This window comes from Aeromonas sp. R2-3 (assembly GCF_040908375.1).
Taxonomy (GTDB): domain Bacteria; phylum Pseudomonadota; class Gammaproteobacteria; order Enterobacterales; family Aeromonadaceae; genus Aeromonas; species Aeromonas veronii.
The window spans coordinates 183,643-195,998 of the sequence record NZ_JBFODP010000019.1; the positions used below are offsets into that span (position 1 = coordinate 183,643).

The following is a 12,356-nucleotide window of genomic DNA, read 5'->3' on the forward strand; positions in this document are numbered from 1 at the left end:
TACCATGTCTCTAAATGCTGAGATCAAAGCTCAAATCGTTGCTGACAACGCTCGTTGCGCCAACGACACCGGTTCCCCCGAAGTGCAAGTTGCCCTGCTGACTGCCCAGATCAACCATCTGCAAGGTCACTTCAAAGAGCACTCCAAGGACCACCACGGTCGTCGCGGTCTGCTGCGCATGGTTTCCCAGCGTCGTAAGCTGCTGGACTACCTGAAGCGTAAAGATTCCGAGCGTTATGCTGCTCTGATCGCCAAGCTGGGTCTGCGTCGTTAATCGACCATCAGATTTCGCGAAAAAGGGGAACCGTCAGGTTCCCCTTTTTTATTGCTCTTCAAGCCGTTGCCTGCCTCACAGAATTCACGTCGCCGCTTACCTTTTGCATCGAATCAAGTATACTTGTGCGCGAATTTAAAGAGCCAAATTGTAAAAAGGAAATTCACGTGAATCCTATTGTAAAGTCATTCCAGTACGGTCAACACACCGTCACTCTGGAGACCGGTGTGATGGCCCGTCAAGCCACTGCGGCCGTTATGGTCAGCATGGACGATACCTGCGTATTTGTGACCGTAGTCGGCAAGAAAGAGGCCGATCACGGCCGTGATTTCTTCCCGCTGACCGTCAACTACCAGGAGCGTACCTATGCTGCTGGTCGTATCCCGGGTGGTTTCTTCCGTCGTGAAGGCCGTCCGAGCGAAGGCGAGACCCTCATCTCCCGTCTGATCGACCGTCCTATTCGTCCGCTGTTCCCGGAAGGCTTCCTCAATGAGGTTCAGGTCGTTGCGACCGTAATGTCCGTGAATCCGGCCGTATCCCCCGACATCGTTGCCATGATCGGTGCCTCTGCTGCACTGGCCATCTCCGGTATCCCGTTTGGCGGCCCGATCGGTGCTGCTCGCGTGGGTTACATGAACGGTCAGTATGTGCTGAACCCGACCACCACCGAACTGCCGCAGAGCGACTTGGATCTGGTGGTTGCCGGTACTGCCAACGCGGTACTGATGGTTGAGTCCGAAGCGGCCATCCTTTCCGAAGAGGTAATGCTGGGCGCCGTGGTATACGGTCACGAGCAGATGCAGACCGTGATCAATGCGATCAACGAGTTTGCCGCTGCTGTCGGCACCAAGCCGTGGGACTGGACTCCGCCTGCCGTCAACGAAGCGCTGAAAGCCAAGGTTGCCGAGCTGGCGAGCGCCGAACTGGGTGAAGCCTACCGCATCACCGAGAAGGCAGTTCGTTACGAAACCATCGCGGCCATCAAGGGTCGTGTGGTTGAGCAAGTTATCGCTTCCGGCGTGGAAGAAGATGCCAAGAAGATCGGCGAAGAGTTCCACAGCCTGGAAAGCCGCATCGTTCGTGGTCGCGTAGTACGTGGTGAGCCGCGTATCGATGGTCGCGATCCGGAAATGATCCGCGCCCTGAGCGTAGGTACCGGTATTCTGCCCCGTGCTCACGGCTCTGCCCTGTTCACCCGTGGTGAAACTCAGGCCATCGTGGTCGCCACTCTGGGTACCGAGCGTGATGCCCAGAACATCGACGAGCTGACCGGCAACCGTGCCGATCGCTTCATGTTGCACTACAACTTCCCGCCATACTGTGTCGGTGAGACCGGCATGATGGGTAGCCCGAAGCGTCGTGAAATCGGTCACGGCCGTCTGGCCAAGCGCGGCGTTGCTGCCGTGATGCCGAGCGCCGCCGAGTTCCCGTACGTGGTGCGCGTGGTCTCTGAAATTACCGAATCCAACGGTTCCTCATCCATGGCGTCTGTCTGTGGTTCCTCTCTGGCGCTGATGGATGCCGGTGTGCCGATCAAGGCCTCCGTTGCCGGTATCGCCATGGGTCTGGTGAAGGAAGAAGAAGGTTTCGTCGTGCTGTCCGACATCCTGGGTGACGAAGATCACCTGGGCGACATGGACTTCAAAGTAGCCGGTACCACCGAAGGTGTGACCGCGCTGCAGATGGACATTAAGATCGAAGGCATCACCAAAGAGATCATGGAGATTGCTCTGAAGCAAGCTCGTGGCGCTCGCCTGCACATCCTGAAAGTGATGGATGAAGCTATCCAGGCTCCCCGTGCCCAGATCTCCGATTTTGCACCGCGTATCCACACCATCAAGATCAATCCTGAGAAGATCAAGGACGTGATCGGTAAGGGTGGTTCCGTGATCCGTGCGCTGACCGAAGAGACCGGCACCAACATCGAGCTGGATGATGACGGTACTGTACGTATCTCCGCCGTGGCCAACGAAGCCGCCATGGAAGCGATCCGTCGCATCGAGGCCATCACCGCCGAGATCGAAGTGAACCGCATCTATGAAGGTAAAGTTGTTCGTCTGGCCGATTTCGGTGCATTCGTCAACATTCTGCCGGGCAAAGATGGTCTGGTACACATCTCCCAGATCACCGACGCTCGCGTGCAGAACGTGGCTGACCACCTGACCATCGGTGACGTAGTCAAGGTGAAGGTACTGGAAGTGGACCGTCAGGGCCGCGTACGTCTCTCCATCAAGGAAGCGAACGCTCCGACCGAAGCAACTGCACCTGCTGCTGACGCAGCTCCGGCCGCTGAAGAAGCGCCTGCTGCAGAGTAATCTGCTCGCCTGATACCGGATCGGTTCCGGTTGATGTAAAAAGTCCGGCTCCCCAATGGGAGCCGGACTTTTTTATGGTCAAAACGCGCGATAAGGGATTACTTGCCGAGGATGGCGTATTGCATCTCTTGCAAGGGAAGCACATGGCGGGCAGCTCCCAGCTTGATCGCCTCCTTTGGCATGCCGAAGACCACGCAGGATGCCTCATCCTGGGCATAGGTGTTGGCACCCGCATCCAGCATCTCGCGCAATCCCCGGGCACCGTCATCCCCCATGCCGGTCATGATGATGCCGGTGGCATTCTTGCCAGCATATTTGGCGACGGAGCGAAACAGCACATCCACCGAGGGGCGATGGCGGTTGATAAGCGGCCCGTCGACTACCTCGACGTGATAGTAGGCACCGCTGCGTTTGAGCAGCGTATGCTTTCCTCCGGGGGCAATCAGCGCCAGCCCCGGGATCACCCGGTCATTGTTCCTCGCCTCCCGCACTTCTATCTGGCAGACCCCGTTCAACCGCTCGGCAAACATGGCGGTAAATTTCTCCGGCATGTGCTGCACTATGACGATGCCGGGGCTGACCCGGGGCAAGGCAGTCAGCACGGCTTCCAGCGCTTGGGTGCCGCCGGTCGAGGTGCCGATGGCGATGAGGCGCTCGGTGGTTTGTGCCATGGCGTGCTGGTTGGGCGCCAGCATGGCATCCGCGTTGAGCTTGGCGCTGACTGGTACAGAGGAGGGCTTGCCCACGCGCTTGAGATTGGCCTGGGCCGCAGCACGTACCGCCATGGCCAGGTCGTGGGCAGATTCTTGCAGAAAGCTTTTTATCCCCATGGTCGGCTTGGTGATGATGTCCACCGCGCCGGCAGCCATTGCCTGCAAGGTTGTCTCGGCCCCCTTTTCGGTGAGGGAGGAGCAGATCACCACCGGGGTTGGATGCTCTGCCATGATCTTGGTGAGAAAGGTGATGCCATCCATACGGGGCATCTCCACATCGAGCACGATGACGTCAGGCCACTCTTTCTTCAGTTTTTCCTGGGCAAACAGGGGATCCGATGCTGTGGCTATCACCCGGATATCGGGCTCCTGCTCCAGCACCGCTTGCAATACCTGTCTGACCACGGCGGAATCATCCACCAGCATGACCCGGATCTGCTTCATTCTCGCGACTCCCGTTGATGTGGCAGACGATGATGGCGGAGCCAGACACTGCCGTTGCTGAGCTCAAAGAGCAAGCTTCGGTGGCCGCTATGGCCAAGATGATGAGCCTTGATATCAAGGCCAAGGTGTCGGGTCAGCTGCCAGGCTGCCTGAATATTTTTGGCGGCGACATTGTTGTCGCTCTGTGCGTATTGAGGCTCGGTAAACATGTTGCCACCCCCGAACAACTTGGCCTCATATTCATGGATAGGGGCGGGATAGTGACTGGCCGCTTGCAGCAGCAAGGCGAGGGCCTCATCGGCATAGCGCCCATCCAGCTTGGTAGAGGGATTGCGCCGACTTGGCAGCATGTAGTGACACATTCCTCCCTGTTTCTGCTCCGGATGCCACAAGGTGATGGCAATACAGGAGCCCAGTACGGTTCTGACCACCACATCCTCCTTGCCAAAAAAGAGCTCTCCCGGTTGCAGGATCACCTCCCGAGTCATGACTTATCTCTTCTGATAGATGGAAGGCGAGACAAGCTGCAGGCCGTGGTGCAGGCCATGCAGGCTCTCGGCGTGGCTCACCAGCAGGTAGCCACCGGGTTTGAGTCTGGGTACCAGCCGCTGCAATACTTGCCCTTTGGTCTCCTTGTTGAAGTAGATCATCACGTTTCTGATGAAGATGACGTCAAACATGCCGATGTCCGGCAGATCCTGATTGAGGTTGATCTGCATGAACTGCACCTTGTCCCGCAACTTGCGATCGATGATGAAGATGCCCTCCTGCAGGCCCACACCCTTGAGGCAATATTTCATCAAAAAGGGCAGTGGAATATTTTGCGCCCGCTCGATGGGGTAGCGACCGCTCATCGCCTGTTCCAGCACCCGGGACGAGATATCGGAGGCCAGGATCTCCCAGTTGAAGGTACTGCGTTTTTCCGCGAGGGTCATGGCCAGACTGTAGGGCTCCTCGCCGGATGAGCTGGCAGCGCTCCAGACCCGCAATGGTTGCTCGGGCGGGAGCGCTGAGACTATCTCCCGTGTCAGAAACTCGAAGTGTTTGGGCTCCCTGAAAAAGTAGGTTTCGTTGGTGGTAAGGAGATCGAGCGCCAGCTGCAGTTCGCTGCTGCGATCGTTCATGATGAGCTGGAAGTAGTCGTCATAACTATCCAGCTCATAGTGGCAGAGTCGCTTCGCCAGGCGGCTGGCTACCAGCGCCTTCTTGGCCGGAGACAGCTCTATCCCCGCCGTTTGATGAAGCCAGCGTTGGAAACGGGAGAACTCATCATCATGCAGCTGGGTTTGATACAAAAAACTGTTCCTCTACCTGTGTTGTCGGAGATGGGAGAGGCAACGCCTCTCCCGTGACTAGAACCGGACAAAATCGCCATCGCCGATGGGGCGTTGCACTGTGGCGGCTCGTTCCCGACTGTTGGCAGTGCTCTCGTTCATAAAGCGACCTCGGGTATTGGGGTGAAGATGCGAGCTGGCTGCTTTACCTTCTTTGGCGTGGGCCTCCAGGGTAAAGAACTCCATGGCCAGTTGCAGCTGTTCAGCCTGGCTGCTCATCTCTTCTGCTGTGGCAGCCAGCTCTTCGCTGCAAGAAGCGTTCTGCTGGGTAACCTGACTCAGCTGGTTCATGGCCTGGTTGATCTGGCTGACACCGGTGGATTGCTCAACCGAAGCGGCACTGATCTCCTGCACCAGATCCGAGGTCTTGTTGATTGAAGGAACCATCTGATCCAGCAAACGACCTGCTTTTTCCGCCATCTCGACACTGCTGGAGGCCAGCTCGCCAATCTCCTGTGCTGCAACCTGGCTGCGTTCGGCCAGTTTGCGCACCTCCGCCGCCACTACGGCAAAGCCTTTGCCGTGATCGCCTGCCCGCGCCGCTTCGATAGCTGCGTTGAGAGCCAACAGATTGGTTTGGTAGGCGATGTCATCGATGATGCCAATCCGTCTGGCGATCTGCTTCATGGCATCCACAGTCAGTTTGACCGCTTCTCCTCCCTCTACGGCCTCTTTGGCTGCCTTGCTGGCCATGCCATCGGTGACCTGGGCATTGTCGGTATTCTGGTTGATGCTGGCGCTCATCTGTTCGATGGAGGCGCTGGTCTCCTCCATGCTGGAGGCCTGTTCACTGCTGGATTGGCTGATCGACTGGGCGGTCGCGCTTACCTGCTCGGCGGCACTGGAGAGGTTGTCAGAGGCGCCGCGCACTTCGGTGACGATGTTGGTGAGCGAAGCGATGGTCTTGTTGAGCGCATCCTTGGTGGTGCCAAACACACCGGGGTAGTCCGCCTCAATCTGTTGGGTCAGATCCCCTTTTGCCAAACATTGCACGACCCGGATGACGTCGTTGAGGGTGCTGTCGATCACTTCTGCAATCTGGTTGATCCCTTCTCCCATCGCCTGAAAGAAGCCGCTCTTGCCAGCAAGTTCCATCCTGCGGTGCAGCTCGCCATTAATCACGGCCTGCACAATGTCGGACATCTCTTTCTCTATCATCACTTCCTTGGTTCTGTCGGCCCATTCGACCACGGATCCCAACCGTTCTCCGGTATCGTTGAAGACCGGATTGGCGATCAGGGAGAAGGTGCGCCCCCCCAGCTGTATCTGGGTGCGGTAGGTGCTGTTGAGTTTGGCCAGCATGGCGCGCTGATGGCCGGGATTTTTATGAAAGCTGTCGATGTTGGCGCCCATCAGCTGATTGGCGTTGAAGCTGTAGAGCTCTTTCTTGATGTCGGTCTCAGCCTGATTGAGCATGCCGGTCACTGCCTCGTTCATATAGATAATGTCGAGGTTGGTATCGGCAATCATCACGTTGGTACTGGCGCAGTCGAGGGCTTTGCGAACCAATTGGTTCTCATGGAGCAGTACCTGGTTCTTTTTAATGTCGTTGCGGCTCTGTTCCAGCTTGTCACTGAGCAAGGTGACCACCTCGTTGATGGCATGTCCTACTTCACGCAAGGGGCTATCCATACCGGAAAGATCGAGTGGTGCTGGAACCTGCTCTGCCAAGACTGCGTGTTGCAGCTGGCCGATTGCGTCGAGTAACTGGGTCCGCTGCCTCACTTCGGTGGCATTGTCTCCGAAGAGTTTTCCTAAGAGTGATTGGGTCATGAGCGTTTCCTTATGCTGCATGTCGTGGAGTATGGAGGCCTTTTCAGGAGGGTTGCAGGTTGCCTTGTGGCAACCTTGCCTGTGGCTGGGCCAGTTCGTTGAGTTGAGCCATCTCATCGAGTGACAACACTTTCCCGGTATCGATGAGGATGACGAATTTGCCGTTGACCTTGCCCATGCCGCTGATGAAATCGGCCCGGATGCGGGCACCAAAACTGGGTGGGGGCTCGATATCTGCTTGTGGGATACCCAGTACTTCCGATACGGAATCCACCACAACGCCAATATCCTGACCTAAAGGTTCATCGCCCTGCGGGGCCACCCCCTCAATAATGACGATGCAACTACGGCGAGTGATGACCGAAGGTGCATTGCCAAAGCGGGCATTCAAGTCTACGACCGACACTACCGCTCCTCTGAGGTTGATTACGCCGCGAATAAAACCCGGCATCATCGGAACCGGAGTGATATTGCCGTATTCGATGATCTCTTTGACCCCCAGAATATTGATGGCGAACATCTCGTTGTTGATCAGAAATGTCAGGTACTGGGCATCGCCACTGCTCTCGTCAGCGGCCGCTGATGGCACCGTGATGTCGGTGGATGTATGCATGGTCGCCTCCGGTTAAAAGCGGACAAAATCCGCGTCATCAATGGAATGGGATGATGGTTGATTGGGCTGGCTGGCCCGTTGTGGGGGGGCGATGAAACTGCCTCTGGGAGGCATGCCCTTGTGGCCGGTTTCATGGGGCCTGATGTTGAGCTGCGCACTTTTCTCTAGAGCAAAAAAGGCCATGGTTTGCTGCAGTTCGCTGGCTTGCGAGCTCATCTCTTCGGCTGTGGCTGCCAGCTCCTCGCTGCTGGCCGCATTCTGCTGTGTCACCTGGTTAAGCTGGTTCATGGCCAGACTGATCTGGTTGGCAGCACTGGCCTGCTCGCCTGAGGCAGCATTGATCTCTTGTACCAGATCAGAGGTTTTGCGAATGGAGGGGACGATCCTCTCCAGCAGGTTGCCAGCCCGCTCTGCCTTGCTGACGCTGTCGGAAGAGAGTTCACCAATCTCCTGCGCTGCGATCTGGCTGCGCTCTGCCAGTTTTCTTACCTCGGCAGCAACCACCGCGAAGCCTTTGCCATGCTCTCCGGCGCGAGCCGCCTCGATGGCGGCGTTTAGGGCAAGCAGGTTGGTCTGGTAGGCAATGTCGTCGATGATGCTGACTTTCTTGGCGATTTGCTGCATGGCGGTCACCGTCTGTTGAACGGATTGGCCCCCTTCGGTTGCCTCCAGCACCGAGTTGCTGGCCATGCTGTCGGTGATCTTGGCGTTCTCGGTGTTCTGATTGATGCTGGCGCTCATCTGCTCGATAGAGGCGCTGGTCTCTTCAACGCTGGCTGCTTGCTCGCTGGTGGCCTGGCTCAATGCCTGCGCCGTATTGCTCACCTGATTGGAGGCATTGGTCAGGTTGTCGGCGGCGTTGCGTACCTCTTCGATGATATTGGTCAGCGCAGTGATGGTCCGGTTGAGGCCGTCTTTGGTCTGGCCAAAAATACCTGGGTAGGGCTCATCGATCCGTTGGGTCAGATCCCCTTTGGAGAGCGCGGTGGCGATGCGCATCACATCTTCCAGACTGGTATCTGTCACATGGGAGAGGCGATTCAGCAGCTCGGATACCCGCTTGATATATCCTTGACGATCCTCCAGCGCAATCTTGTGGCTGAAGTCGCCCTGTTCGACAGCGGCGGTGACCAGCGTTTCGATATCCGTGATCAAGGCTCCCAGTTTCTTGACCATGTTATCCATCGCCATCAAGAGCTGACCCGCTTCATCGTTGGACTCTATCTGGATCGATACATCCAGATTGCCATCGGCCAGACTATTGGCCACGCGCAGAGCCTGTTCGATGGGGGTGATGATGCTTTTGATTAGCAGGGTGCCAAACCAGGCTGCGAGTGCGATGCCGACCGCGATAACCACCGCCATGGTTATCAGCATCACGTCATACCAGGATTGCGCTGCGGTATATTCCGACTTGGCCACATTGAGCTGCAGGTTGACCAGCTCGGTGATTTTGTTGCCTATCGGGTCGATGGAGCCATAGAGGGCACCGTCAAAGTTGTTCAGCATGCCAGTAATCATGCCGTGCTGGGTGGCGAGGTATTTCTCCAGCTTGCCAATATCGGTATCGGCCGCGTTGAACAGGGTTGTCGCCTCGGCTGACAAACGCTGTTCATCTGGTGTGAGAGTGGTGGACTGGTAGTGATGCCACTCGTTTTTGATTGTCTGCTGGGCCTGTTGTATCTGCTTCAAAGCCTCTTCTGCCGGGATCAGCCCCGCATTGGCCTTGTTGAGGTTGTCGATGATCGAGACGGCATAGCTGTCGGAGATAGTCTTCAGCTGCTTGAGGGGAACCACCCTGTCGTTGTAAACGCGCTGCAACCCGGTATTGCTGCTCTGCATGTTGTATAACCCGAGGCTGCCAACAGCCAGCAGCAGCAGGCAGAGCATGCAGAGCAGTACGATAAGACGCAATTTGATGGTGGAATTTTTTAACATGATGGTCCCCTCAGTTGATGCTGGATTGAGGCAGGTTGCGCGACACTGTCAACCTGTTGAGCTGACAGGATTCCTGAGTGATTGCGTGCTGGATCAGCGAAGGAATGTCGAGGATCAGGGCGACCTCTCCCCCCCCCAGAATGGTTGAACCACTAATGCCCTGCAGGCGCTGGAACAATTTTCCCAACGGTTTGATGACGGTCTGGAATTCTCCCAGCAGTTCATCCACTACCAGCCCGGATTTTTTGCCTGCATGGCTGACCACGACAATGTTCTCGCGCCTCCCTTTGCTGCCATTGGTATCGAAGTAGTGTTGCAGGCGGATAAAGGGCAGCACCTCGCCACGCAAATTGATGTAATTGCGACCCTGGGTATCGGACAGTGCACTCTGGGTCAATTCAACGCACTCGATCACCATATCGAGGGGAATGACGTAGTGGGTGTCGCAGACTCGCACCAGGAAGCCGTCGATGATGGCAAGGGTGAGCGGCAGGCGGATCTGCACACGGGTTCCTTTTCCCGGGATGCTGTCCAGATCGACCGTGCCGCGCAGGGCAGTGATGTTGCGTTTGACGACATCCATGCCAACCCCGCGACCGGAGAGGTTGGTTATCGCCTCGGCGGTAGAGAACCCCGGCTCGAAGATCAGGTTGTATATCTCCTGATCTGTCAGCGTGGTGGTTGGGCTGATCAGACCGCGCTCGATGGCTTTTTGCTGGATCCTGGCTTTGTTGAGACCAGCTCCGTCATCCCGAATTTCGATGACGATACTGTTGGAGTCGTGATAGGCATTAAGATTCAGGGTGCCACGGGGGGATTTGCCTGCCAGCAGCCGTTGCTCTGCCGATTCGATGCCGTGATCCATCGAGTTTCTGACCAGATGCATCAGCGGATCGCCGATCTTCTCTACCACCGATTTGTCCAGTTCAGTCTCGGCTCCGGAGATCACCAGAGTGATATCCTTGTTCAGCTCCTGACTGACATCGCGCACCACCCGCTGGAAGCGGTTGAAGGTATCGCCGATAGGCACCATGCGCAGGCGCAGTGCACTGTCGCGGATCTCTTCCACCAGCATGGCAATGACTGAGGTGGCTTCCTGCAGTTGGCTTTCGCGGGTACGTTGGGCCAGCAGATTGGCTCCTGAACTGGCGACTACCAGCTCCCCGACCAGATTGATTAGATCATCCAGCTTGTCGGCATGCACCCTGACGTAACGGCCCTCTTTGCTCTTGCTCTCCTTGGTCTGGTTCTGTTTTTTCAGGGCGGCATCGACGACGGCTTCGTTGACGGCACCCTGCGCAATCAGGATTTCTCCGAGTTTGGGCGCTTGTTCTGCCGGGGTCGCTTGTTGTGCCTGCAGACCGCTTGCTAACTCCTCTGCGGTGAGGGCGCCGGTGTTGACCAACAACTGGCCCAGCATGGTGCTATCTTCCGGTAGCGACTCGATCAGGTTGATGAACTCGGTGATCTTGCTGTGGGGCGGCAAGATGGTGATCTGACAGTCATCTCTGACAAATTCAAAGACATCGCTGATGGCCGTCTTGTCTGCCTGCGAGTCGAAGTCTATCTCGTAGCCGAGGTAGCAATTCTCCGGATCGAACTGTTCCCAATCCGGTAGCGCCTGATGGATGGTCTCCACTGAACATATGGTTCCGAGGGTGCCGAGATAGCGCAGAAATGCGGCCGGATCCATGCCATTGCGCAGCACATCGGGGCCAAAACGCAGGGAGATATGCCACAGGGAGGCGGCGCTGGTAATCCCTCCCTCTTTTTCGATCTTGGGTTCCGGCATATGTACAGTATCTGGCAGCGTGGCATGGGGGGCGCACTGATGACGGGTGAGAGTGAGCCTCAGCCGTTCATCCTGGTTGGCATCGCCCTCGCTTAAGGTGCTGCCCTGTTCTGCAACGACACTGATGAGCGTCTGGATGTGGTCACAGCTTTCCAGCAGGTCCTTGATCAGAGGAGAGGTGACGGTGAGCTGCTGATTGCGGATCTGGTCTAGCAGATCCTCGACAATATGGGTAAACCCGACTATTGGTTGCAGACCAAACAGGCCAGCCGACCCCTTGATGGTATGAGCAGCACGGAAGATGGCTCCAATCAGCTCGCTATTGTCAGGGTCCGATTCCAGTGATAGAAGGGCTGACTCCATCTCTTCAAGCAACTCGCGTGCCTCGGCGATATAGGTTTGTAAAGCCTGATCAAGATCGATGCTCACGGTGACTCCTTGTCATGGTGGCTCAGGGCCGTTCGCCATGGGTGATGAGGGTGGGGTCGCCAAAAAAGGCCGAGAGTTGGCAGAGCTCCAGCAGTTCAAGCACAACATGGCTGTGCCAGACCAGCGCCAGGGAGGTGCCCTGCTGCAGAGCGGTTTTCTTCGCTGCCAGCAGCAGTTGCAGCCCTGCGCTGTCTATCTCGGATACCGCCGCCAGATTCAGCTCCAGTTCGTTCCCCTGATGCAATAAGGGCGAGAGAGCATCTTTCAGCTCGCTGACTGTATAAATGGTGATCTCGTCCGGCATGGTCACCACTACCTTGTTGTCGAGTAGCTCACTCTGTAGTTGCATGATGTGCTCCGGATCACGGCATGATGAGCTTGGCGACTGCGGCCAGCATCTGTTCGGGCTGGAAGGGTTTGACCACCCAGGCTTTGGCTCCTGCGGCTTGTCCCTCCTGCTTCTTGCTGTCCTGAGACTCGGTGGTCAGCATGATGACAGGGGTAAATTTGTAGTTGGCCAGCTTTTTGGCCTCTTTGACGAAGGTGATGCCATCCATGTTCGGCATGTTGACGTCACTGATGATCAGGTTGATCTTCTTGCCATCTAGTTTGTTGAGCGCATCTTTGCCGTCAGAGGCTTCCATGACCTCATAACCGGCTCCCTTGAGGGTCATGCCCACGACTTGGCGAATAGTTGCCGAGTCATCCACGATCAGGATCGTTTTGCCCAT

General features: G+C 56.7%; 11 protein-coding genes. 2 read left to right on the forward strand and 9 right to left on the reverse strand.

The window, feature by feature from the left end; all coding sequences use genetic code 11:
• Window positions 1-4: 4 nt before the first annotated feature.
• Together rpsO and pnp are read left to right on the forward strand one after the other, a co-directional pair.
• Entirely contained in the window at window positions 5-274 is a 270-nt protein-coding gene (gene rpsO, locus AB5Z02_RS09245) for a 30S ribosomal protein S15 (RefSeq protein ID WP_005338797.1), read from the forward strand.
• A gap of 167 nt (window positions 275-441) precedes the next feature.
• Window positions 442-2,589: a polyribonucleotide nucleotidyltransferase gene (gene pnp, locus AB5Z02_RS09250; protein WP_042080647.1), complete on the forward strand. Its 2,148-nt coding sequence runs from the start codon at window positions 442-444 to the stop codon at window positions 2,587-2,589.
• Between the two features lie 98 nt (window positions 2,590-2,687).
• On the opposite strand, the gene AB5Z02_RS09255 is transcribed toward pnp, so the two are convergent.
• From AB5Z02_RS09255 to AB5Z02_RS09295, 9 genes are read right to left on the reverse strand one after another with little or no spacing between them, the layout of a single operon-like run.
• A complete protein-coding gene (locus AB5Z02_RS09255) occupies window positions 2,688-3,746 on the reverse strand; it encodes a chemotaxis response regulator protein-glutamate methylesterase (RefSeq protein ID WP_368215893.1) in 1,059 nt (352 codons plus the stop codon).
• A complete protein-coding gene (cheD, locus tag AB5Z02_RS09260) occupies window positions 3,743-4,234 on the reverse strand; it encodes a chemoreceptor glutamine deamidase CheD (protein ID WP_005349556.1) in 492 nt (163 codons plus the stop codon). Before cheD ends, AB5Z02_RS09255 begins: the two co-directional genes overlap by 4 nt.
• Before the next feature lie 3 nt (window positions 4,235-4,237).
• A complete protein-coding gene (locus tag AB5Z02_RS09265) occupies window positions 4,238-5,041 on the reverse strand; it encodes a protein-glutamate O-methyltransferase CheR (RefSeq protein ID WP_040068586.1) in 804 nt (267 codons plus the stop codon).
• A 57-nt stretch (window positions 5,042-5,098) separates the two neighbouring features.
• Complete coding sequence (locus AB5Z02_RS09270; RefSeq protein ID WP_231719469.1) at window positions 5,099-6,853, reverse strand: methyl-accepting chemotaxis protein; 1,755 nt, start codon at window positions 6,851-6,853, stop codon at window positions 5,099-5,101.
• Between the two features lie 43 nt (window positions 6,854-6,896).
• Entirely contained in the window at window positions 6,897-7,466 is a 570-nt protein-coding gene (locus AB5Z02_RS09275; protein ID WP_110303373.1) for a chemotaxis protein CheW, read from the reverse strand.
• A 12-nt stretch (window positions 7,467-7,478) separates the two neighbouring features.
• Window positions 7,479-9,404 carry a methyl-accepting chemotaxis protein gene (locus AB5Z02_RS09280; RefSeq protein WP_110303372.1) on the reverse strand — a complete coding sequence of 642 codons (1,926 nt, stop codon included), beginning with the start codon at window positions 9,402-9,404 and terminating at the stop codon, window positions 7,479-7,481.
• Between the two features lie 10 nt (window positions 9,405-9,414).
• Window positions 9,415-11,625: a chemotaxis protein CheA gene (locus AB5Z02_RS09285; RefSeq protein ID WP_139409929.1), complete on the reverse strand. Its 2,211-nt coding sequence runs from the start codon at window positions 11,623-11,625 to the stop codon at window positions 9,415-9,417.
• A gap of 22 nt (window positions 11,626-11,647) precedes the next feature.
• The gene (locus tag AB5Z02_RS09290; RefSeq protein ID WP_005349569.1) at window positions 11,648-11,974 is read right to left on the reverse strand and encodes an STAS domain-containing protein; all 327 of its coding nucleotides are present in this window, start codon (window positions 11,972-11,974) and stop codon (window positions 11,648-11,650) included.
• Window positions 11,975-11,987: 13 nt separating this feature from the next.
• The gene (locus AB5Z02_RS09295) at window positions 11,988-12,356 is read right to left on the reverse strand and encodes a response regulator (RefSeq protein ID WP_005338778.1); all 369 of its coding nucleotides are present in this window, start codon (window positions 12,354-12,356) and stop codon (window positions 11,988-11,990) included.

Coding starts and splice junctions, on each gene's coding strand:
- rpsO (WP_005338797.1), top strand. CDS start 5: ATGTCTCTAAATGCTGAGATCAAAGCTCAAATCGTTGCTGACAACGCT.
- AB5Z02_RS09255 (WP_368215893.1), bottom strand. CDS start 3,746: ATGAAGCAGATCCGGGTCATGCTGGTGGATGATTCCGCCGTGGTCAGA.
- cheD (WP_005349556.1), bottom strand. CDS start 4,234: ATGACTCGGGAGGTGATCCTGCAACCGGGAGAGCTCTTTTTTGGCAAG.
- AB5Z02_RS09270 (WP_231719469.1), bottom strand. CDS start 6,853: ATGACCCAATCACTCTTAGGAAAACTCTTCGGAGACAATGCCACCGAA.
- AB5Z02_RS09275 (WP_110303373.1), bottom strand. CDS start 7,466: ATGCATACATCCACCGACATCACGGTGCCATCAGCGGCCGCTGACGAG.
- AB5Z02_RS09280 (WP_110303372.1), bottom strand. CDS start 9,404: ATGTTAAAAAATTCCACCATCAAATTGCGTCTTATCGTACTGCTCTGC.
- AB5Z02_RS09290 (WP_005349569.1), bottom strand. CDS start 11,974: ATGCAACTACAGAGTGAGCTACTCGACAACAAGGTAGTGGTGACCATG.
- AB5Z02_RS09295 (WP_005338778.1), bottom strand. CDS start 12,356: ATGGGCAAAACGATCCTGATCGTGGATGACTCGGCAACTATTCGCCAA.